The following is a 24,742-nucleotide window of genomic DNA, read 5'->3' as shown; positions in this document are numbered from 1 at the left end:
CCGTCGAATGCCGGCTCCGCGCCGGCAATGTCGGCTCACGCGCTTCTCGCGACCATCACGCCACCAGCGACAGATGCGCGATGACGTTGGTATGCGCGGCATCGTCGTAGATCGTGTAGCTGGTCGTGTTGCCGGCGACCGAGCTCGTGTAGTGCGATGCCGGGTCGGCAATGTTCACCGTGTCGCCGGCATTGACCATCATCGTCAACGTATTGGCGGCACCGCCGTCCATCTGGCTGATCTGACTGCCGGACAGACTGACCGACGCATTGACGTTGGTGGCGGTGAAGTCGATGGTCTGGATGTTCGTCAATGCGGCGAGCAGCTCGGCATCGCCGACCGTACCCGAATTGGCGGAGATGTTGACGGTGTTGTTGCCGCTACCGCCATCGATGGTGGAGCCGGCGGCCAGCGACGTATGGTCGATGATGAAGATGTCATCGCCGCCATTGCCGAACAGGTGATCCGTACCGCCGCCGCCCGAGATGGTGTCGTTGCCCGAACCGCCCGACAAGGTGTTGTTGCCCGAGGAGCCGGTGATGCTGAGCCCCGAGGTCATCGCGGAACCATCGACGTTCTGGAAGTTGCTGACCACGGCCGAATCACCGGAGGTCTGGTCGGCACCGCCGAGATTGACCGTTGCCGTTGCGCCGAGCACCAGCGTGTTGGTGCCGCTCCCGCCGTCGATCGAGGTCTCGGTGCCGTGATAGGTGACCGTGTCGTCTCCGGCGCCTGCGTTGATCGTATCAGTGCCACCGCCGCCGTCGATGATGTCGTTGCCCGAGCCCGTGGTGATGGTATTGGCGGAGGACGATCCGGTGACGGTCAAGGCCGAGCTGATCGCCGACGCATCGAGATGCTCAAAGTTGGTGACAGTGACGGTGTCGGTGGTCGTCTGATCTGTGCCGGCCGCAACCGAGAAGTTCACCGCGGTGATGCCGCCCGCGGCCGCCAGCACCAGAGTGTCATTGCCAGCGCCGCCGTCAATCGATGCCTCGGTGCCGTGATAGGTCACGCTGTCATCGCCACCGCCGGCCCGAATGACATCGGCGCCGCCCGCGCCGTCGATCGTGTCGTTGCCCGAGCCTGACGTGATGGAGTTGACGCCGGAGGATCCCGTGATCGACAATGCCGCCGACAGCGCAGAGGCGTCGACATTCTCGAAATTGCTGGCCGTGGCACCATCGCTTGAGGTCTGGTCGGCATTGCCGAGATTGACGATCGCAGCGGCGCTCATCAGCAGCGTATCGGTACCAGTGCCGCCATCGATGGTGCTTTCGGTGCCGTGATAGGTGACGGTATCATTGCCGGCACCGGCGTTAATGACGTCAAGGCCGCCACCGCCGTCGATCGTATCGTTGCCGGAGCCGGTGGTGATCGTGTTGACCGACGACGAGCCGGTGACCGTCACGGCCGTAGACAGCACGCTGGCATCGATGCTCTCGAAGTTGCTGACGCTGACTCCGTCGCCCGTGGTCTGGTCTGATCCGCCCGCGACCGAGAAATTGATCGCTGCGATGGCGACGCCGGCCGCCACCACCAGCGTGTCACTTCCGGATCCACCGTCGATTGAGGCTTCCGCGCCGCGCTCGGTGACGGTGTCGTTGCCGCCGCCAGCGTTGATGACGTCAGCGCCGCCGCCGCCATCGATCGTGTCCGCTCCCGAACCGCCGATGATGGAATTGACCGATGACGAGCCGGTCAGCGTGACCGCCGCTGACAGCGCTGAAGCGTCGACATTCTGGAAGTTGGTGACGCTGATCCCGTCACCCGAGGTGACGTCCGTGGTGCCAAGGTTCATCGTCGCTGCCGCCTTCAGCAGCAGGGTGTTGGTGCCGGTGCCGCCGTCGATCGACGCCTCCGCGCCATAATAGGACACGGCGTCGTCGCCCGCACCGGCCGCAATCGCGTCGCCGCCGCCACCGCCGTCGATAGTATCGTTGCCCGAGCCGCCAGTGATCGAGTTGACGCCGGCGGATCCGGTGATCGACAATGCCGCCGACAGCGCCGAGGCGTCGACATTCTCGAAGTTGCTGACCGTGACACCATCGCTGGAGGTCTGGTCGGCATTGCCGAGATTGACGGTCGCAGCGACGCTCATCACCAGCGTATCGGTCCCGCTGCCGCCATCGATCGAGCTTTCCGAGCCGCGATAGGTGACGGTGTCATTGCCGCCACCGGCGTTGATGACGTCAAGGCCGCCGCCACCGTCGATCGTATCGTTGCCGGACCCGGTGGTGATCGTGTTGGCCAACGACGAACCGGTGACCGTCACGGCCGTGGACAGCACGCTGGCATCGATGCCCTCGAAATTGCTGACGCTGACGCTGTCCCCCGTAGTCTGGTCCGTTCCCGCCGCGGCCGAGAAATTGATCGCTCCGATGGCGGCACCAGCCGCCAGCACCAGCATGTCACTGCCGGATCCGCCGTCGATGGTAGCTTCCGCGCCGCGTTCGGTGACGGTGTCATTGCCGCCGCCGGCGCTGATGACGTCGGCACCGCCGCCGCCATCGATCGTGTCCGCGCCCGAACCGCCGATGATGGAATTGACCGATGACGAGCCGGTCAGCGTGACCGCCGCTGACAGCGCTGAAGCGTCGACATTTTGGAAGTTGGTGACGCTGATCGTGTCACTCGAGGTGACATCCGCGTTGCCAAGGTTCACCGTTGCCGCTGCCTTCAGCAGCAGTGTGTTGGTGCCGGTGCCGCCGTCGATCGACGCCTCCGAGCCATAGTAGGATACGATGTCGTCGCCAGCACCGGCCGCAATGACGTCGGCGCCGCCAGCGCCGTCGATCGTGTCGTTGCCCGAGCCTGACGTGATCGAGTTGACGCCGGCGGAGCCTGTGATCGACAATGCCGCCGATAGCGCCGAGGCATCGACATTTTCAAAATTACTGACCGTGGCACCGTCGCTGGAGGTCTGGTCGGCGTTGCCGAGATTGACGGTCGCGGCGACACGCATCACCAGCGTATCGGACCCGCTGCCGCCGTCGATCGAGCCTTCCGAGCCGCGGTAAGTGACGGTGTCGTTGCCGGCGCCGGCGTTGATGACATCAGCGCCGCCGCCGCCGTCGATCGTATCGTTGCCGGAGCCGGTGGTGATCGTGTTGACCGACGACGAGCCGGTGACCGTCACGGCCGTGGACAGCACGCTGGCATCGATGCCCTCGAAATTGCTGACGGTAACGCTGTCGCCCGTGGTCTGGTCGGATCCCCCCGCGACCGCGAAATTGATCGCTGCGATGGCGGCACCGACCGCCAGCACCAGCGTGTCATTGCCGGACCCGCCGTCGATCGACGCTTCCGTGCCGCGCTCGGTGACGGTGTCGTTGCCGCCGCCAGCGCTGATGACGTCGGCACCGCCGCCGCCATCGATCGTGTCCGCGCCCGAACCGCCGATGATGGAATTGACCGATGACGAGCCGGTCAGCGTGACCGCCGCTGACAGCGCGGAGGCATCGACGTTCTGGAAGTTCGTGACGTTGATCCCGTCACCCGAGGTGACATCAGTGTTGCCAAGGTTCACCGTCGCCGCCGCCTTCAGCAGCAGGGTATTGGCGCCGGTGCCGCCGTCGATCGACGTCTCCGAGCCATAGTAGGACACGGTGTCGTCGCCGCTACCTGCCGCAATCACGTCGGCACCGCCGCCGCCATCGATCGTGTCGTTGCCCGAACCCGTCGTGATCGCGTTGGCCAGCGACGAGCCGGTCACGTTGACCGCAGTCGACAGGATGCTTGCGTTGAGGTTCTCGAAATTGCTGACGGCGACGTTGTCGCCGGTGGTCTGGTCCGATCCCGCAGCCACGGCAAAATTGACGGCGGTGATGCCACCCGTGGCTGCCAGCACCAGCGTATCGCTGCCGGCGCCGCCATCGATCGTGGATTCGGTGCCGCGGTAGGTGACGGTGTCGTTGCCGCCACCGCCGCTGATCGCGTCAGCGCCACCGGCACCATCGATGATGTCGTCGCCGGAACCGCCGACGATCGTGTTGACAGATGATGAGCCGGTCAGCGTCACCGCGACGGACAGCGCCGATGCGTCCACGTTCTGGAAATTGATCGCGCTGATAGGATCGCCCGGGGTGACATCGGCATTGGCCAGATTAACCGTGACCGCTGTCTTCAGCACCAAGGTATTGGTGCCGGTGCCACCATCGATCCACGCTTCGGTGCCGTAATAGGCTACCCTGTCGTCGCCGGCACCCACCGATATGACATCGGCGCCGCCGCCGCCATCGATCGTGTCGTTCCCGGAGCCGCCGGTGATCGTATTGGCCGCCGACGAGCCTGTAATCGCAATTGCCGCCGACAACGCGGAGGCATCGACATTCTGGAAGTTGCTGACGGCAGTCGAATCGCCGGAGGTCTGGTCACCGCTCGCAAGGTTGACCGTGGCTGCCACACTCATCACCAGCGTGTTGGTGCCGGCGCCACCGTCAATGGACACTTCTGAGCCGTGATAGGTGACCGTATCGTTGCCGCCCCCGGCGCTGATCACGTCGGCGCCGCCGCCGCCGTCGATGGTGTCGTTGCCGGAACCGGTCGTGATCGTGTTCGCCGATGACGAACCTGTCACGGTCAGTGCAGAGCTGAGCGCCGACGCATCGACGCTATCGAAATTCGTCACGCCGACGCTGTCGGAGGTGGTCTGGTCGGTACCGGCGGCGACCGAGAAATTGATGGCCGTGATGCCGCCCGAGGTCGCCAGCACCAGCGTGTCGATGCCGGCTCCGCCGTCGATCGTGGCCTCGGAGCCGCGATAGGTGACGCTGTCGTTGCCTGCCCCTGCGTTGATGACGTCGGCGCCGCTGGCGCCGTCGATGATATCGTTGCCCGCCCCGCCCGTGATGGTGTTGATGCTCGACGAGCCGGTCAGTGACACACCCGACGACAGCGCCGACGCGTCGATGTTCTGGAAATTGACGACGTTGGCGTTATCGCCTGATGTCTGATCGGCATTGCCGAGATTGACGGTGTCGGCCGCACGCAGCGCCAGCGTATTGGTGCCGGTGCCGCCGTCGATCGAGATCTCATTGCCGTAAACGGACACCTGGTCGTTGCCGGCGCCCGCAGATATCACGTCGGCACCGCCGCCGCCGTCGATGGTATCGTTGCCTGAGCCGGTGATGATGGTGTTGGCTGAGGACGAGCCGGTGACAGTGACGGCAGTGGAGAGCACGCTGGCGTCGATGCTCTCGAAGTTCATGACCGTGGTCGAGTCGCCAGTGGTCTGGTCGGAGCCGGACGATACGGCGAAATTGACCACGCTGACGCTGGCGCCGGAGGCCAGCACGAGCTTGTCGGACCCGGCGCCGCCATCGATCGAGCCCTCGTTGCCGTTGAAGGTGACCGTGTCGTTGCCACCTCCGGCATTGATGACATCCGTGCCGCCCGCGCCGTCGATCGTATCGTCGCCGGAGCCGCCGATGATGGTGTTGGCGGACGATGAACCGGTCATCGACATTGCCGTCGACACTGCCGAGCCGTCGACATTCTGGAAATTCTTGACGGTGACGGAGTCGCCCGAGGTCTGATCGCCGGCGGCGATATTGACGGTTGCCGCCGCCTTCATGATCAGCGTGTTGGTGCCGGTGCCGCCGTCGACCGACACTTCCGTCCCGTAGTAGGACATTGTGTCGTTGCCGGCACCACCTGCAAGCGCATCATTGCCGCCGCCGCCGTCGATGGTGTCGTTGCCGCCACCGCCGGTAATGACGTTGGTGCCCGACGAGCCAGTGATCGACACCGCCGACGACACGGCGGAAGCATCGACGTTCTGGAAGTTGCTGACGGTGCCGGCGCCGAACGACAGCTGGTTCGTATTGGCGAGGTTCAGCACCGCCGAGGTGTTCAGGATCAGCGTGTTGGTGCCGCTACCGCCGTCGACCGACGTTTCGGTACCGTAATAGGAGACGGTATCGTTGCCACCGCCGGCGCTGATGACGTCGGCGCCCCCGACACCATCGATGATGTCGTTGCCCGAACCGGTCGTGATCGTATTGGCGGAGGACGAGCCGGTGACCGTCAACGCTGTCGTGAATATCGCCGCATTGACGCTCTCGAAGTTCGCGACAGTGACACTGTCGCCCACGGTCTGGTCACCCGCCGCGAGGGTGATCGCGGTGATGCTGCCGGTCGCTGCGAAGGTGAGCGTGTCGCTCCCGGCGCCACCGTCGATCGAGCTCTCGCTCCCACGATAAGTGACGGTATCGTCACCGCCTGAAGCGTTGATGAGGTCGGCACCGCCGCCACCATCGATCGTGTCGTTGCCCGCACCGCCCACGATCGTGTTCGTGCCCGACGAGCCTGTCAGGGTCACGCCGGTCGAGAGCAAGGAGGCATTGACGTTGGCGAAATTGACGACCGAGATGCCGTCACCGGTCGTGACGTCGGTATTGGCAAGATTGACCGTCACTGCAGCGTGCAGCATCAGCGTGTTGGTGCCGGCGCCGCCGTCGATCGAGCTCTCCGCGCCGTAGTAGTGGATGAGATCATCACCGGCTCCGCCGGCGATCACGTCGACGCCGCCGCCGCCGTCGATGGTGTCCGCGCCCGAGCCGCCGGTGATCGTATTGGCCGAGGACGTGCCGGTGATCGCCACGCCGGCCGACAATGCCGAGGCATCGACGTTCTGGAAATTCGTGACCGTGACGAGATCGCCGGTGGTCTGATCCGCATTCGTCAGGTTGACGGTCGTAGCGGCCTGCAGCACCAGCGTGTTGGTGCCGCTGCCGCCGTCGATCGACGTCTCGGCCCCGTGATAGACCACCGTGTCGTTGCCGCCACCCGCGATGATGGTGTCAGCGCCGCCGGCGCCGTCGATCGTGTCGGCGCCGGAGCCGCCGGTGATCGCGTTGATACCGGACGAGCCGGTGATGGTCATGCCGGTGGACGTTGCGCTGGCATCGACACGTTCGAAGTTGAGGACGGTGGCGCTATCGCTCGTCGTCTGGTCCGTGCCCGCGCTGGCGCCGAGATTGATCGCGGTGATGCCGCCGTTTGCCGCCAGCACCAGCGTGTCGTTGCCCGCGCCACCGTTGATCGAGACTTCGGTGCCGTGATAGGTGACGACGTCGTCGCCTCCGCCCGAATTGATCGTATCAGCGCCGCCACCGCCGTCGATGGTGTCGATGCCGCTGCCCGTCAAAATCGAATTTGCCGCTGACGATCCCGTCACGGTCAGTAACGCGCTGACCGCACTCGAATCCAGGTTCTGGAAATTCTTCACCGACACGGCGTCACCGGTCGTGATGTCGGAGCCGGCCGCGGCCGACAGATCGACCGCCGACAGGCCTGAGACCGCCTTGACCACCAGCGTATTGTTGCCGGTGCCGCCATCGATCGTGGCCTCCGAGCCCCAGTAGTCGACGGTGTCGTTGCCTGCCCCCGCTGAGATAATATCGGCGCCGGCGCCGCCGTGAACGATGTCATCGCCGGAGCCGGTGGTGATGGTGTTCGCCGAGGACGAGCCGGTCACCGTGACCGCCGTGGTCATGACGCCAGCGTCGACGCTCTCGAAATTGGACACCACGACGCCATCACCGGTCGTCTGGTCGCCGGTGGTTAACAGGTCGATTGCGGTGATGCCGCCGGATGCGGCCAGCACGAGCTTGTCCGTGCCGCCATTGCCGTCGATCGAGACTTCCGTACCACGATAGGTCACGGTGTCGTTGCCGGTGCCAGCATCGATCACGTCGGCGCCGCCGCCGCCGTCGATCGTATCATTGCCGACCGAGCCGGTGATGATGTTGGCGCCGGACGAGCCGGTGATGGACACCGGCCCGGCGACCTGGCCCGCATCGATGTTCTGGAAATTGGTGACAGTGATAGTGTCGCCGCTGGTCTGATCGGCGACGTTGGCCAGATTGACGGTGACGGCGCTCCGCAGAACCAGCGTGTTGGTGCCGGTCCCGCCGTCGAACGACGTCGCACCCGAGCGGTAGAAGATGGTATCATTGCCGGCCCCGCCAGCGATGATGTCGGTGCCGCCGAGGCCATCGATGACATCATCGCCGGAGCCCCCCGTGATGGTATTGGCGCCGGAAGAGCCGGATATGCCCATCCCCGCCGACACTGCGCTGGCGTCCACGTTCTGAAAATTCGTGACGGTGGTGAGGTCGCCGGTGGTCTGGTCGGTATTGGCCAGGTTGATTGTAACCGCGGCGTGCATGATCAGCGTGTTGGTGCCGCTGCCGCCGTCAACCGCGCTCTCGGTGCCGTAGTAGCTGACAGTATCGTTGCCGGCTTGAGCGAAGATGGAGTCGGAGCCGCCCTTGCCATCGATCGTGTCGTCGCCCGAACCCATCACGATCTGGTTGGAGCCGCCGGAGCCGGTCACGGTCAACGCCGTGGTGGCGACGGAGGCGTTGAGGTTCTCGAAATTGATGACCTTGACGGAATCGCCGATGGTCTGATCGGTTCCGGACGCGACCGAGAAGTCGACCGCGGTGATCCCGCCGAGCACTGCAAGCGTCAGCGTATCGTTGTCTGAGCCGCCATCGATCGAGACTTCGGTCCCTTGATACAGCACATTGTCGGCGCCGCCCCCGGCGGCGATCACGTCGGCGCCTCCAGCGCCATTAATGACATCGTTGCCACCGCCGCCGGTGATGATGTTGACGCCGGACGAACCGGTAATCGACACACCGCCCGCGGCCGATGCATCGACGTTCTGGAAGTTGGTGACAGTCGTGACGTCGCCCGAGGTCTGGTCCGCGGCACCCAGGTTGACGGTGCCGCCGACCATCATCCGCAGCGTGTTGGTGCCGGAACCGCCGTCGATCGACGTCTCCGAGCCCCAATAGGCGACGGTGTCGTTGCCGGCGCCAGCGCTGATCACGTCCCCGCCGCCTTTGCCGTCGATGGTGTCGTCGCCGGAGCCCGTCGTGATGACGTTCGCGGACGTCGAGCCGATGACGGAGATCCCTGTGGTCAGCGCGCTGGCGTCGACATTCTCGAAATTGGCCACGACGGTGCCGTCGCCGGTGGTCTGGTCGGCGCCCGCAACGGCCGACAGGTTCACGACGCTCGTGCCGCCGCCTGCCACCATGACGAGCGTGTCGACGCCGCTGCCGGCATCGATCGACGCTTCGGTGCCCTGATAGGTCACCCTGTCGTCGCCCCCGCCGGCCGCAATCACGTCGGCGCCGCCGCCGCCGTCGATCGTATCGTTGCCGGCACCGCCGGTCAGGGTATTGGCAGCGGCCGAGCCGGCGAGCGAGACGCTGACTGCCAGCGAGGATGCATCCACGTTCTGGAAGTTCGCGACCGCTGTCGTATCACTTGGCGTCTGATCGGTGTTGGCGAGGTTGACCGTGGTCGCCGCGTGCAGGATCAGCGTGTTGATGCCATTGCCGCCGTCAACAGTGTTTTCCGTGCCATAGTAAGCGACGGTGTCATTGCCATCGCCGGCGCTGATTACGTCAGCGCCACCGCCGCCATCGATGGTGTCGTTGCCGGAGCCGGTCGTGATCGTGTTCGCCGCCGCCGAGCCGGTCACCAGCAAGCCCGAGCTCAGCGCGCTGGCATCGAGGTTCTCGAAATTGAAGACCTTGACGGCATCGCCGCTGGTCTGGTCCGTGCCGGCCGCGACCGCGAAATTGACCGCGGTGATTCCGGCCGCCGTGGACAACACCAGCGTGTCGGAGCCGCTGCCGCCGTCGATGGTATTCTCACTGCCGCGGAAGATGACCGTATCGTTGCCGTCCCCGGCCAGGATCGTATCGGCGCCACCGCTGCCGTCGATCGTGTCGTCGACGGACGAGCCAGTGAGCTGGTTGACGCCGCTCGACCCCGTGATGCTGATGCCGGTGGACAACTGGGAGGCGTCGACATTCTGGAAGTTGGCGACGACGGTGCTGTCGCCAGTCGTCTGGTCGGCAATGGCGAGATTGATGGTGGCCGCCGCGCGAAGCAGCAGCGTGTTGGTGCCCGCCTGTCCGTCGATCGAGATCTCGGTGCCGCGGTAGGACACGGTATCGTCGCCCGCACCGGCCGAGATGGCGTCGGCGGCGCCGCCACCGTCGATCGTGTCCGCGCCCGAGCCGCCGATGATCGTGTTGGCGTTGGCATCGCCGATGATCGATATCGCCGCTGATAGTGCCGAGGCATCCACGTTCTGGAAATTGGTGACCGCGGTGATGTCGCCGGTGGACTGATCGATGTTGCCGAGATTGATGCTGGTCGCGGCGTTCATCACCAGCGTGTTGGTGCCGGAGCCGCCGTCGATCGAGGTTTCGGTGCCGTGATAGACGACCGAATCGTTGCCGGCACCCGCGGCGATGATGTCGGCGCCGCCCCCGCCGTCGACCGTGTCGTTGCCCGAGCCGGTCTTGATGGTGTTGTCAGAGCTCGATCCCGTCACCGCAAGCGCAGTCGAGAGCGCGCTGGCATCGACGTTCTCGAAATTGCTCACGTTGACGGCGTCGCCGGTCGTCTGGTCAGCACCAGCGGCCACCGCGAGATTCACCGCGGTCGTGCCGCCCGATGCGGCCATGATCAGGGTGTCGGAACCGCTACCGCCGTCGATCGAGGCCTCGGTCCCGCGATAGGTGACGGTATCCGCTCCGGCTCCGGCTGCAACGACGTCAGCACCGCCGGCACCGTCGATCGTGTCGTTGCCCGCGCCACCGGTGAGCAAATTGGCCCCGGAGCTTCCGGTGATCGAGACGCCGGAAATCAGCTGTGACGCGTCGACGTTCTGGAAATTGGTGACGGTGACCAGGTCACCCAGCGTCTGATCGGCGCTGCCGAGATCGACCGTGGTCGCGGCGCGCAGCAGCAGCGTATTGTTGCCGGTGCCGCCGTCGATCGAGAACTCGGTGCCGCGGTAGGAGACGGTGTCGTCGCCGGTACCAGCGCTGATGATGTCGGCGCCGCCGCCGCCATCGATGATGTCGTTGCCCGAGCCGGTGGTGATGATGTTGATCGCCGACGACCCCTGCACCGACAGGGCTGTGGTCGCAACGGCCGCATTGAGGTTCTCGAAATTCGCGACCGCGACGCTGTCACCCGTGGTCTGATCCGCGCCGGCTGCGACGGCGAAGTTGACCGCGGTGATGCCGCCGGTCGCCGCCAGCACCAACGTGTCCGATCCGGTGCCGCCATCGATCGAGGTCTCGGTGCCTCGGAAAGTGACGGTGTCGTCACCGCCGCTGGCGCTGATGACGTCGGCGCCGCCGGCACCGTCGATGATGTCATCGCCGAAGCTGCCGGTGATCGTGTTGACGCCGGACGAGCCGGTGATCGAGACGCCGGACGCCAGCGCCGAGGCGTCGACGTTCTGGAAGTTGCTGACGGCGGTCGCATCGCCGCTGGTCTGATCGGCGGCACCGAGCACGACCGTGGTCGCGGCCTTGAGCAGCAGCGTGTTGTTTCCGGTGCCGCCATCGATCGCGGTTTCGCCGCCACGATACGACACCGTGTCGTCGCCGGCGCCCGCCGCGATCACGTCGGTGCCGCCGCCGCCGTCGATCGTATCGTTGCCCGAACCGGTCGTGATGATGTTGCCGAAAGCCGAGCCGGTCACGACCAGCGCCGATGTCAGCGCGCCCGCATCGAGATTTTCGAAATTGGTGACGCTGACGCTGTCGCCGGTGGTCTGGTCGGAGCCCGAGGCGACGGCGAAGTTGACGGCGGCCAGCGCCGAGCCGGCCGCCACGATCAGGGTGTCGGTGCCGGTATTGCCGTCGATCGACACCTCGCCGCCGCGATACAGAACGGTGTCGTCGCCGGCACCGGTGTTGATGATATCGGCTCCGCCGCCGCCATCGATCGTATCGTTCCCGGAGCCGCCGGTGATGGTGTTGGCCACGCTCGATCCGGTGATCGAAAGGCCGGATGACAGCGACGACGCATCGACGTTCTGGAAATTGGCGACGTTGGTCGCGTCAGACGTGGTCTGGTCGAGATTGGCGAGGTTGACGGTCGCAACCGCCTTCATCACCAGCGTGTTGTTTCCGGTCCCGCCGTCGATGGAAAGCTCGGTGCCGTAATAGGTGACCGAATCATTGCCTGCGCCGGCCGCAATGGTATCGCCACCGCCGCCGCCGTCGATCGTGTCATTGCCCGCGCCGCCGGTGATGACGTTCGCGCTCGAGCTGCCCTGGATCGAGACCGCGGCGTTCAGCGCGGAAGCATCGACGTTCTGGAAATTCGAGACCGTCGTCGTGTCGCCGGTGGTCTGGTCGGAATTGTTGAGGTTGACGGCGACGGCCGCCTTCATGATCAGCGTATTGGTGCCGCTGCCGCCGTCGATCGAAACTTCCGAGTTGTAGTAGGAGACGGTATCGTCTCCCGCGCCGGCGCTGATGACATCCGCGCCGCCGCCGCCGTCAATCGTATCGTTGCCCGATCCCGTCGTGATCGCGTTCGCCGAGGATGACCCCGTGACCGACAAGGCCGTCGACATCACGGACGCGTCGAGATTCTCGAAGTTGGTGACAGCCACGGCATCGCCAGCGGTCTGATCGTTGCCGGCGGCGACGGCGAAATTCACCGCCGTGATGCCGCCTGACGCGGCCAGGATCAGCGTGTCCGAGCCGCTGCCGCCGTCGATCGACGTCTCCGTTCCGTGATACTGGATGGTGTCGTTGCCGCCACCGGCGCTGATGACATCGGCGCCTCCAGCTCCATCGATCGTATCGGCACCCGCACCGCCGATGATGGTGTTGGCATCCGTGGTGCCCGTGATCGAGATGCCGGTCGACAGCGACGACGCATTGACGTTTTGGAAATTGGCCACCACCACGGCATCGCCGACGGTCTGGTCGGCGCTCGCCAGATCGACCGTCGCCGCCGTGCGGAGCAGCAGGGTGTTGGTGCCGGTGCCGCCGTCGATCGAGATTTCCGAATTATAGTACGACACGGTGTCGTCGCCCGCACCAGCGCGGATGACGTCGGCGCCGCCGCCGCCATCGATCGTGTCGTTTCCCGACCCCGTCGTGATGACGTTCGCGGACGACGAGCCCGTGACGGTGAGGGCGGACGTCATCACCGACGCGTCGACGTTCTCGAAATTGGCGACGATGGCGGTATCGCCGGCGGTCTGGTCGTTGCCGGCGGCGACGGTGAAATTGACGGCGGTGATCCCGCCGGATGCGGCCAGCACCAGCGTGTCCAAGCCACTGCCGCCATCGATCGACGTTTCGGTGCCGTGATAGACGACGCTGTCGTCGCCGCCGCCGGCAAGAATCGAGTCGGCTCCGCCTGCACCGTCGATCGCGTCGGCTCCGGAGCCGCCGGTCAGCACGTTGGCGCCGGTCGAACCGGTGATCGATACGCCGGCTGTCAGTGCGGACGCGTCGACGTTCTGGAAATTGCCGACGGTCGTCGTATCGCCCGCGGTCTGGTCGACATTGCCGAGATTGACAATGGCCGCGGCGCGCATGACCAGCGTGTTGGTGCCGGCGCCGCCGTCGATCGCAACCTCGGTGCCGTAATAGGAGACGATGTCGTTGCCCGCGCCCGCGCTGATGACGTCGCCGCCTCCGCCGCCGTCGATGACGTCATTTCCCCCGCCGGTGGTCAGCACGTTCGCCGCGCTCGCGCCGGTCACCGTCAGCGCGGAGTTGAGCGCGCTCGCATCGAGATTTTCGAAGTTGGTGACGAGCACGGTATCGCCGATGGTCTGGTCTACGCCTGGCGCAACCGCGAAATTGACCGCGGTGATGGGAGAGCCGGCGCTGACCACCAGCGTGTCGTTTCCCGCACCGCCATCGATCGACACCTCGGTGCCGTGATAGGTGACCGTATCGTCGCCGAGGCCCGCCGAAATGACGTCGGCGCCGCCACCGCCATCGATCCTGTCGTTGCCGGAGCCGCCGATGATGACGTTCGTCGTCGCCGAGCCGGTCAGCGTGACGCCGGTCGACAGCGCGGAGGCGTCGATGCTCTGGAAACTGCTGACAACGGTGGAATCGCCCGATGTCTGGTCGACAGCAGCCAGATTGACGGTCGCCGCGGTCTTCAGCGCCAGCGTGTTGGTGCCGGTGCCACCGTCGATCGAGATCTCGGTGCCGTAATACGCGACGGTGTCGTCGCCTGCGCCGGCGCCGATGACGTCGGCGCCGCTGCCGCCATCGATGGTGTCGTCGCCCGCGCCGGTGGTGATGGTGTTGGCGAACACCGAGCCCGTGACCGAGAGCGCCGAGCCGACCGCGGATGCGTCCAGGTTCTCGAAATTGGTGACGTTGACGTTATCGCCCGCCGTCTGGTCGACATTGGTCGCAACCGCGAAATTGACCGCGGTGGTGCCGCCCGACGCCGCCAGGATCAGGGTATCGGTCCCGGCGCCGCCGTCGATGGCGGTTTCGCTGCCGTGATAGACGACGGAGTCATCGCCGCCGCCGGCCTTGATGGTGTCAGCGCCACCGCCGCCGTCGATCGTGTCGTTGCCTGAGCCACCGGTCAGGACGTTGACCCCGGACGAGCCCGTGATCGACAGTGCCGAGGACAGCGCGGACGCGTCGACATTCTGGAAATTGGTCACACCTGCGCTGTCGCCGACGGTCTGGTCCGCATTCCCCAGGTTGACGGTCGCGGCCGCCCGCATCACCAGGGTGTTGTTGCCGGCGCTGCCGTCGATCGAGGCTTCCGAACCGTAGTAGGACACGGTGTCGTCGCCCGCGCCGGCACTGATCACGTCGGCGCCGCCGGCACCGTCAATGATGTCGTTGCCCGATCCTGCCGTGATGATGTTGGCGGCAGTCGAGCCGGTGATCGACACCGATGACGACAGTGCCGTGGCATCGACATTCTGGAAATTCGAGACGCTGGCGACGTCGCCAGTGGTCTGGTCGACGTTGCCCAGATTGACGGTCGTCGCCGCCTTGAGCACCAGCGTGTTGCTGCCGGTGCCGCCATCGATCACGTTCTCCGAGCCGTAGTAGGACACGGTGTCGTTGCCGGCCCCGGCGTTGACGACGTCGGCTCCGCCACCGCCATCGATCGTATCATTGCCACTGCCTGTGGTGATGATATTTGCTGCGGACGAGCCGGTCACCGTGAGGCCCGCTGTAACCGCGGAGGCGTCGAGGCTCTCGAAATTCCTGATGAGCGACGAATCGCCAGTGGTCTGGTCGGCGCCGGCCGCGACCGAGAAATCGATCGCGCTCAATGCGGCGCCGCTGGTGATCACCAGCGTATCCGCGCCCGCACCGCCATCGATCGCGGTCTCCGTGCCGTGGAAGGTGACGGTGTCGTTGCCGGCACCCGCGTTGATGGTGTCCGCGCCGCCGGCGCCGTCGATCGTGTCATTGCCGCTGCCGCCGGTGATGATGTTGGTTCCGGCCGAGCCTGTGATCGATATGCCCGAGGAGAGCGCCGAGGCGTCGACGTTCTGGAAATTGCTGACCGTGACGGCGTCGCCCGAGGTCTGGTCGACATTGCCGAGATTGACCGTCGTCACCGCGCGCAGCAGCAGCGTGTTGTTGCCCATACCGCCATCGATCGACACTTCGGAATTGTAGTAGGACACCGTGTCGTTGCCTGCACCGGCGCTGATCACGTCGGCACCGCCGCCGCCGTCGATGAGGTCGTTGCCGGACCCGGTCGTGATCGAATTGGCGCCGCCCGAGCCGGTTACGGTCAGCGCGGTCGACACCACCGAGGCGTCGAGATTCTCGAAATTGGTGACGTTGACGACGTCGCCTGCGGTCTGATCGGCGCCGGCGGACACGGAGAAATCAACCGCAGTGATGCCTCCGGACGCGGCGAGGACCAGCGTGTCCGTTCCAGAACCGCCGTCAATCGACGTTTCCGTGCCGTAGAACCTGATCGAATCGTTGCCGCCGCCGCCGCTGACGACATCAGCGCCACCGTTGCCGTCGATGACGTCTGCGCCCGCACCGCCGGTGATGATGTTGGCGCCGGCCGACCCGACGATGGTGATGCCCTGCGCCGAGAGCAGCACCGAAGCATCGACATTCTCGAAATTCGAAACAGCGACGTTGTCGCCATAGGTCTGGTCGGAGCCGGGCGCGCCGCTCAGATCAATGGTGGAGATGCCGCCCGAGGATTTCAGCACCAGCGTGTCGGTGCCGCTACCGCCATCGATAGATGCCTCGGTGCCGCGATAGGCAACCGTGTCGTTGCCGGCACCGGTATCGATGATGTCGGCGCCACCGCTCGAATCGATGGTGTCGTTGCCCGAGCCCGTAGTGATGATGTTTGCGGCCGCCGAACCCGTCACCGACAGCGCGGTGGTCACCGCGCCGGCGAGCAGATTCTCGAAGTTCGTGACCGAGACCGAATCGCCGCTGGTCTGGTCGTTGCCGGCAACCACGCCGAAATCGACCGCCGTCACGCTGGTGCCTGCGGTCAGGACGAGCGTGTCGGATCCCGCTCCGCCGTCCACCACGGCTTCGGTGCCGTGCATGGTGACGGTATCGTTGCCGCCGCCGGCGCGGATCACATCGGCACCGCCGCCGCCATCGATGACGTCGGCGCCCGCGCCGCCCGTGATCGTGTTGGCACCCGCCGTCCCGAGCACCGAGACCGACTGCGTGGCGTTGAGCGCGGACGCATCGATGTTCTGGAAATTGCCGACAGCGGTCAGATCGCCTGTTGTCTGGTCGGCCGCGGTCAGATCGATGGTCGCGGACGTGTGCAGCACCAGCGTGTTGTTGCCGCTGCCGCCATCGATCGAGATCTCGCTGCCCCAGAAGTCGACGGTATCGTTGCCGGCACCGGCCCTGATCACGTCGGCACCGCCGCCGCCCTGGATCACGTCGTCGCCGGAGCCGGTGACGATGACGTTGGCCGATGCAGAGCCGGTGACGCTCAGCGCCGTCGTCATCGCACTGGCGTCGAGGTTCTCGAAATTCTTGACCAGGACGGAGTCGCCTGTCGTCTGGTCGACACCGGCGGCAACGGCGAAGTTGACCGCCGTGACGGGCGCGCCGGCACCGATCACCAGCGTATCCGAACCTGCGCCGCCGTCGATCGAGGATTCCGAGCCGCGATAGGTGACCGTGTCGTCGCCACCTGCCGCGTTGATCACGTCCGCACCACCGCCACCGTCGATGATGTCGGCTCCAGAGCCGCCGGTGATGACGTTCGCGCCCGCCGAGCCGGTGATCGTCGCGCCGGCCGTCAGTGCCGAGGCGTCGACATTCTGGAAGTTGGTGACGATGGTCGCATCGCCCGATGTCTGGTCGGCATTGCCGAGATTGATGCTGCCGACGGCCGCCTTGAGCACCAGCGTGTTGACGCCGCTGCCGCCATCGATCGAGCTCTCGCTGCCATAGTAGGCCACGGCATCATCGCCGGCGCCGGCCGAGATGACATCCGCGCCGCCACCGCCATCAATGGTATCTGCTCCGGCGCCCGTCGTGATGGCATTGGCCGAGGCAGAGCCGGTGACCGCGATCGCCGTCGACAGCGCCGAGGCATCGACGTTCTCGAAGTTGAAGACGTCGACACCGTCGCCGGAGGTCTGATCGACATTCGCCGGCACGCCGAGATTGACCAGGCTGGTGCCGCCGGATGCGGTCATCACCAGCGTGTCGTTGCCGCTGCCGGCGTCGATCGATATTTCCGATCCGTAGTATTTGACGGTGTCGTTGCCGCCGTCGGATGCGATCACGTCGGTGCCGCCACCGCCGTCGATCGTATCAGCTCCGGCACCACCGGTGATGATGTTGGCCGCGCCGGTGCCCGTGATCGAGATGCCCTGCGCCGCGTTCAGGACGCTCGCATCAACATTCTGGAAGTTCGTGACGTTGACGCCATCGCCCGAGGTCTGGTCGGCGCCGAGGAGGTTCACGGTAACGGCCGTCTTGAGCTGCAGCGTGTTGCTGCCGCTGCCGCCGTCGAGCAAAACCTCCGAACCGCGATAGGCGATGATGTCGTCGCCGCCGCCACCGCTGATCACATCGGCGCCGCCGGCGCCGTCGATCACGTCGCTGCCGAGACCGCCCGTAATCACGTTGGCGGCCGAGCTTCCCATCAGGTTGACACCCTCGGTCGCGCTGAGGGCGCTGGCGTCGACATTCTGGAAATTGTTGACGGTAACGGCATCGCCGACGGTCTGGTCGACGCGGGCCAGATTGACGTCCGTGGCCGCGTGCAGGATCAGCGTGTTGGTGCCGGTGCCGCCGTCGATCGACAACTCGGTCCCACGGTAGGAGACGGTATCGTTGCCGGCGCCGGTGCTGATGACGTCGAGGCCGCCGCCGCCGTCGACGACGTCATTACCCGCGCCGGTCAGGATGGTGTTGACGCCCGACGAGCCCGTCACGGTCAAGGCCGTGGTCAGCGCCCTGGCGTCCAGGTTCTCGAAATTGGTGACATTCGTCGCGTCGCCGGCGGTCTGATCGGTGCCGGCGGTGACGGAAAAATCCACCGCCGAGGTGCTGGATCCGGCCATCAGGACCAGCGTATCCGAACCCGCGCCACCGTCCACCGAGGCTTCGGCGCCACGGAGGGTGACAACGTCGTTGCCGGCGCCCGCGCTGATGACGTCAGCACCGCCATTGCCGTCGATGATGTCGGCGCCCGCCCCGCCAATGATGATGTTGGCCGCCGACGAGCCCATGACCGAGACCACCTGGGTCGCGGTCAGTCCGGACGCATCGACGTTCTGGAAATTGGTGACGGTGGCGAGATCGCCGGCAGACTGGTCGGCCGCCGAGAGGTCGAGCGTTGCAGAGGCACGCACCACCAGCATATTGGTCCCGGTGCCGCCGTCGATCGAGACCTCGCTGCCCCAGTAGTCAACCGCGTCGTTGCCGCCGCCCGCGCTGATGATGTCGGCACCGCCACCGCCGTGAATCGTGTCGTTGGCGGCGCCCGTCGCGATCACGTTGGCGCCCGAGGAGCCCGTGACGTTCAGCGCAGTGCTCATCGCGCCGGCGTTCAGGTTCTCGAAATTGACGATGTTGACGGCATCGCCGGTGGTCTGGTCGCTCCCCGGCGCCACCGAGAAGTTGACCGCCGTGACCGTGCTCGAGGCACCAAGCACCAGCGTATCGGAGCCGGTGCCGCCGTCGATCGATGCCTCGGCCCCGCGAACCACGACGGTGTCGTCACCTCCGCCAGCGTTGATGACGTCGGCGCCGCCGCCGCCGTCAATCGTATCATTGCCAGCGCCGCCGGTGATGGTGTTGGCGGCCGACGAACCGGTGATGACTGCTCCGACGGCGAGCGCGGACGCATCGACATTGTTGAAGTTGGCGACGACGACGGAATCGCCCGTGGTCTGATCCGCGGCGCCGAGGTCGACGGTCGCGGCCGCGCGCAGCACCAGAGTGTTGCTCCCGGTGCCGCCATCGATCGAGACTTCGGTGCCGTAATACGTGACGGTGTCGTTGCCGGCGCCCGACCTGATGGTGTCGGCGCCGCCGCTGCCGTCGATCGTGTCGTTTCCGGAGCCGGTCGTGATCGCGTTGGCGGAGGACGATCCCGTGACGACCAGGGCCGTGGCCAGGATCGACGCGTCGATGTTCTGGAAGTCCGCGACGTCGACGGCATCGCCGGTGGTCTGGTCGGAGCCCGGCGCGACACTGAGATCGACGTGGGTGATGCCGCCGGGATTGTCGATCATCAGCGTGTTCGAACCGAAGCCGCCGTCGATCAGAACCTCGGCGCCGTGATAATGCACGGTGTCGTTGCCGCTGCCGGCGTCGATGACGTCGGCCCCGCCCCGGCCGTCGATCACGTCATTGCCCGTGCCGCCGGTGATCATGTTGGCCTGCGCGTCGCCGCGGATCGAGACACCCTGCGCCACGCCCAGCGCGCTGGCATCGATGTTCTCGAAAGCCGTGACATTGACAGCGTCGCCGCTGGTCTGGTCGGCGTTCGCCAGGTCGACCGTCGTCACCACCTTGAGCTGCAGCGTGTTGTTGCCGGCGCCGCCGGCAATCGAGCTTTCGGTGCCGCGATAGGCCACGACGTCGTCGCCCGCGCCGGCATCGATGATGTCGGCGCCGCCGCCGCCATCGATCGTATCGTTGCCGGCACCGCCGGTAATGACGTTCGCAACGGCGCTGCCGATGATGTTGATGCCCTGCGCGGAGCCGAGCGCGCTGGCATCGACGTTCTGGAAGTTCGAGACCGTGGCCGCATCGCCGACGGTCTGATCGACGTGGCCAAGGTTGATATCCGTCGCGGTCTTCATCACCAGCGTATTCAGGCCGGTGCCGGCGTCGATCGACGCTTCGGTGCCGTAATAAGTGGCCGTGTCGTCACCCGCCCCGGTCGAAATGACATCGGCGCCGCCGCGACCGTCGACGATGTCGTTGCCGGTCCCAGTGATGATGCTGTTGGCGGCGCTCGAACCGGTGACGGTCAACGCCGTGGTCAGGGCGCCAGCATCGAGATTTTCGAAATTGGCAACCAGCACCACGTCACCGGAGGTCTGGTCCGCGCCGGCGGCAACCGAAAAGTCGACCGCAGAGATGGCCGAGCCCGCGCCGACCACCAGCGTGTCCGAGCCCGCGCCACCGTCGACCGCAACCTCGGTGCCGTGGATCGTGACGATGTCGTTGCCGGCGCCCGCATTGATGGTATCTGCACCGCCGCCGCCATCAAGCGTATCCGCGCCGCTGCCGCCGGTGATGATGTTGGCCGCAACCGAGCCCATGACCGATACGCCGGTCGAGACTGCGCTCGCATTGATGTTGACGAAATTCGAAACCACGGTCGAATCGTTGGTGGTCTGGTCCGAGGCAGACAGATCGACATCCGCGGAGGCACGCATGACCAGCGTGTTGCTGCCAGCGCCGCCGTCGATCGACACCTCGGTCCCGGTGTAGTCCACCGCATCGTTGCCGGCGCCGGCATCGATCACGTCGCCACCCCCGCCGCCATGGATGATGTCGTTGCCCGAGCCCGTCCGAATCGTATTGGCGAGCAGCGATCCCGTGACGGTCAGCGCCGTCGTCATCGCGGTAGCGTCGACGTTCTCGAAGTTCATCACCACAGCGGTATCGCCCGCGGTCTGATCGAGACCGGCGGCGACGGCGAAATTGACCGATGTGACCGTGCTCGCGGCCGGCAGCACCAGCGTGTCGTTGCCGTCGCCGCCGTCGATCGAGACCTCGTTGCCGTGAACATAGACGACATCGTTGCCGGCGCCGGCACTGATGGTGTCGGCACCGCCACCACCGTCGATCGTATCGTTCCCGGCGCCGCCGATGATCGTGTTCGCGCCCGTCGATCCGGTGATCGTCGCGCCGGATGTCAGCGCCGAGGCGTCGACATTCTGGAAATTGGCGACACTGGTGGCGTCACCGCTGGTCTGGTCGGCATTGGCAAGATTGACGGCCGCTGCCGCGCGCAACACCAGCGTGTTGGTGCCGCTGCCACCATCGAGCGAGATTTCCGTCCCCCAATAGGAGACGGAGTCGTTGCCGGCCCCCGCATTGATAATGTCGGCACCGCCAGCACCATTGATCACGTCGGCGCCGGCGCCGCCGGTGATGACGTTGGCGCCCGACGATCCGACGATCGAGATGCCCTGCCCGCTCCCGAGCGCGCTCGCGTCGACATTCTGGAAATTCGAGACAACAACGGAATCGCCGATCGACTGATCGGCATGCCCGAGATTGATATCGGTCGCGTCCAGGAGGCGGATGGTGTTGGCGCCGGTGCCGCCGTCGATGCCGGCTTCACTGCCGTGATAGGCGATCGTATCGTCGCCAGCGCCGCCCTGGATCACGTCCAGGCCACCGCCACCATCAATGACGTCGTTGCCGCTGCCGGTGACGATCGAGTTGGTCGCCGCCGAACCGGTCACGGTAAGAGCGGAGGCGAGCGCGCTGGCGTCGAGATTCTCGAACCGCGCCACGTTGATGGCATCGCCGACGGTCTGATCGGCGCCGGCCGCGACGGCGAAATTCACCTGGGTGATGCCGCCGGAGGCCGCCAGCACCAGCGTATCGGTGCCCGCACCGCCGTCGATCGAGGCTTCAGAGCCGTGGTAGACCACGGTGTCGTTGCCGGCGCCGGTGCTGATCGTATCAGCGCCGCCATCGCCGTCGATGACGTCGTCCCCCGATCCGCCCTTGATGATGTTGGCGCCGGTCGAGCCGGTGATGCTGACGCTGCTACTCAGCTGCGAGGCGTCGACATTGACGAAATTGGCGACGTTGGCGGCGTCGCCGGCGGTCTGATCGGCGTTGTAGAGCTCGACGATCGCCGTGGCCATCATCAACAACGTGTTGTTGCCGCTGCCGCCGTCGATCGTATTCTCGGTACCGTGATAGGCGATGGTGTCGTCACCGCCGCCGCCCCGGATGGTGTCGCTGCCGCCGCCCCCGTCGATAGTGTCGTTGCCGGCACCGCCGACCAGCACGTTCGCGACGGAAGATCCGGTGATCGAGACGGCTTGCGAAGATGTGAGCGCGGAGGCATCGACGTTCTGGAAATTGCTAACCGTCGTGGTATCGCCGCTAGTCTGGTCGCTGACGGTGAGATTGACCTTGGCCTGCGCCAGCATCACCAGCGTGTTGTTGTCCGCGCCGCCATCGAGCACGGCCTCGGTGCCGTGATAGATCACGATATCATCGCCCGCGCCGGCCTGGATGATATCAGCGCCGCCGCCGCCGTCGATCGTATCAGCACCCGAGCCGCCGGTGAGGATGTTGACCCCGGCCGAACCGATGATCGAGACACCCGTGCTCAGCGCGGAGGCATCGACATTCTGGAAATTGCTGGCGTTGACCGCATCGCCGGTGGTCTGGTCGGCATTGGCGAGATTGACGGCCACAGCAGAGGCGAGAACGAGCGTGTTCGTTCCCGTGCCGCCGTCGATCGAGATTTCGGAGCCATGGTAGCTGATCGTGTCGTTGCCGCCACCACCGATCAGTGTGTCAGCGCCGCCGGCACCGTCGATGACATCGTCGCCGGCACCGCCGGTGATGACGTTCGCGCCACTGTTTCCGATCAGCGTGTTGTTGCCCGTGGCCGAGCCGATCAGGTTGCTGATCCCGATCAGCGTGTCGCCGTTCGCAAGCCCGCCGGAGCCTGTGCCGGTGGTCAGATTGACCGAGACGCCGGTCGTCGACGCGCTGTAGTCGACGGTGTCGTTGCCGCCGTTGCCGATGATGATGTCGCCGCCGCCGCTGCCGTAGAAGATGTTGTCACCGGCGGTGCCCGTCAGCTTGTCCGCGGACGCCGAGCCTTCGATGTTGGTGAAGTTCTTGATGACGTCGCCTTCGGCGTAACCTCCATGCGTCGCGCCGGTAGACAGATCCACCGTCACGCCTTCGTTGGAATATCTGTAGGAGAGCGTGTTGGTGCCGGTGCCGCCGTCCAGATTGTCGTGACCGGGGCCGGCATAGACCCAATCGTCACCGGCACCGGCGGCGATATTTGCGCCCGGCGGCGTCGCGTTCAGCCCGAAGATCGACGACTTGCCGTCCGCCGAAACGATCTCGACATCGCCGGCGCTGGTGATGTCGCGGATGACGAAGGCCTGGCTGCCGGAATACAGCCGCGTCGCTCCCGTCGAGTCGGTGGTGCCGAACAGGATGTTGAGGTTGAAGCTGCCCAGAAAGCCGTTGGCGTCGGCATGTGTCGCCGATGTCGGCAGGACATAGCGAAGCTCGAGCTGCAGATGGGTGGGGTCCAGGGGATCGAGCTGAACGGTCCAGTTGGAGCCTTTCTGAACGCCGTTGACGATCGCATAGCCGGCCGGCAGGTTGGTGACGGTGGCGGTCTTCGCCGTGATGCCGGGATCGGGAAAGGTGACGTGCACGTCGATCAGGCGCTCGGTCGTGCCCGACGGCATGCGATTGGGATCCGCCGCATAGATGACGTCGTTCTGCGCCGTCCCGGTCAGCGTCCGCATCTGCTGCTGAACCGAGAAGGTCGGATCGGTGGTCGCAGGGATCTCGGAGGCAGCGCCGAGAATCTGGACACCGCCCGACGCCAGCGGCGTGACCTTGTCGCCGGAAACGCCGAATAGCGTCACCGAGAGATGGGCTGCGCTGACGTTGCCGTCGCCGTTGCCATTGCCGGTGTCTGTGCTGGTGTCCGTACTGGTGTTCGGATTGGCCACCGCATCGGCCGTATGACGGGAGGCGGGCGGCGCTCCGGAAGAGGCGGCAATCGCATCGTCCGACGGCGGCCGCTTGAACGATCGATCCGCGGGCGGCTCCGGCGGCTTGTCGAAATCCGCAACGCCCGTGAGCTTCGCCGGTGGGGTTGCCGGCTGCGGTGGCGGCGCGGGCGGCGCCTCCTCCGCTGTCTGCTTGGCCTCCTTGTGATCCTTGTCCTGGTCCTGATTCCTCGGATCAGGCTTCAATCCCGAGCCGAGCAGCGCCGCGCTCTCGTCGTTCACCAGATGCAGATCGTCGACTGCGGCAAGCAGCTGCTGCGGAGAGAAGACCTTGTCGGAGAAGTTGGCGTCCGCGCTGTCGGGCGCGACCAGGCTGAAGGCGTAGCCCGGCAGGATGACCTTGGCGCCGTCCGGGAACAGCAGCACCAGGTCGACGTCGAGCACGGCGACCTTGACCTCGGTCGATGCGAAGTCGAGCTTGAGATGCGCGCCCGGAGGCACCTCGACGACGCTGATCGAACCCGGTGCGGGCCGGTGAATCGACGTGACGATGGGGTCGCCGGCCTGCGCCGGGGCCAGCGCGACGGCCTTCTCATCATGCGAGGGCTGCGAAGAAGCGGCCGGCTTGGCGCCGTTCGTTGTCGTGTCAGCAACGTCCATAGCAACTACACCCGAGCAAATTGGCGACGCGAGAGCGGTCACTCATTCCGTCACCATCCGCTTCCTTCACTAAGGTAA

Annotated in this window: 1 protein-coding gene; it reads right to left on the bottom strand. The window is 65.7% G+C overall.

Going from position 1 to position 24,742, the window contains the following annotated elements; translation table 11 throughout:
• Nucleotides 1-55 precede the first annotated feature (55 nt).
• Nucleotides 56-24,664: a beta strand repeat-containing protein gene (locus tag S58_RS07090; protein WP_015664582.1), complete on the bottom strand. Its 24,609-nt coding sequence runs from the start codon at nt 24,662-24,664 to the stop codon at nt 56-58.
• Nucleotides 24,665-24,742: the final 78 nt, after the last annotated feature.

Origin of the sequence: Bradyrhizobium oligotrophicum S58 (assembly GCF_000344805.1) — a bacterium.
Classification (GTDB): Bacteria; Pseudomonadota; Alphaproteobacteria; order Rhizobiales; family Xanthobacteraceae; genus Bradyrhizobium; species Bradyrhizobium oligotrophicum.
Note: the sequence above shows the minus strand (reverse complement) of the source record. Positions and strands in the feature narration are given on the sequence as shown.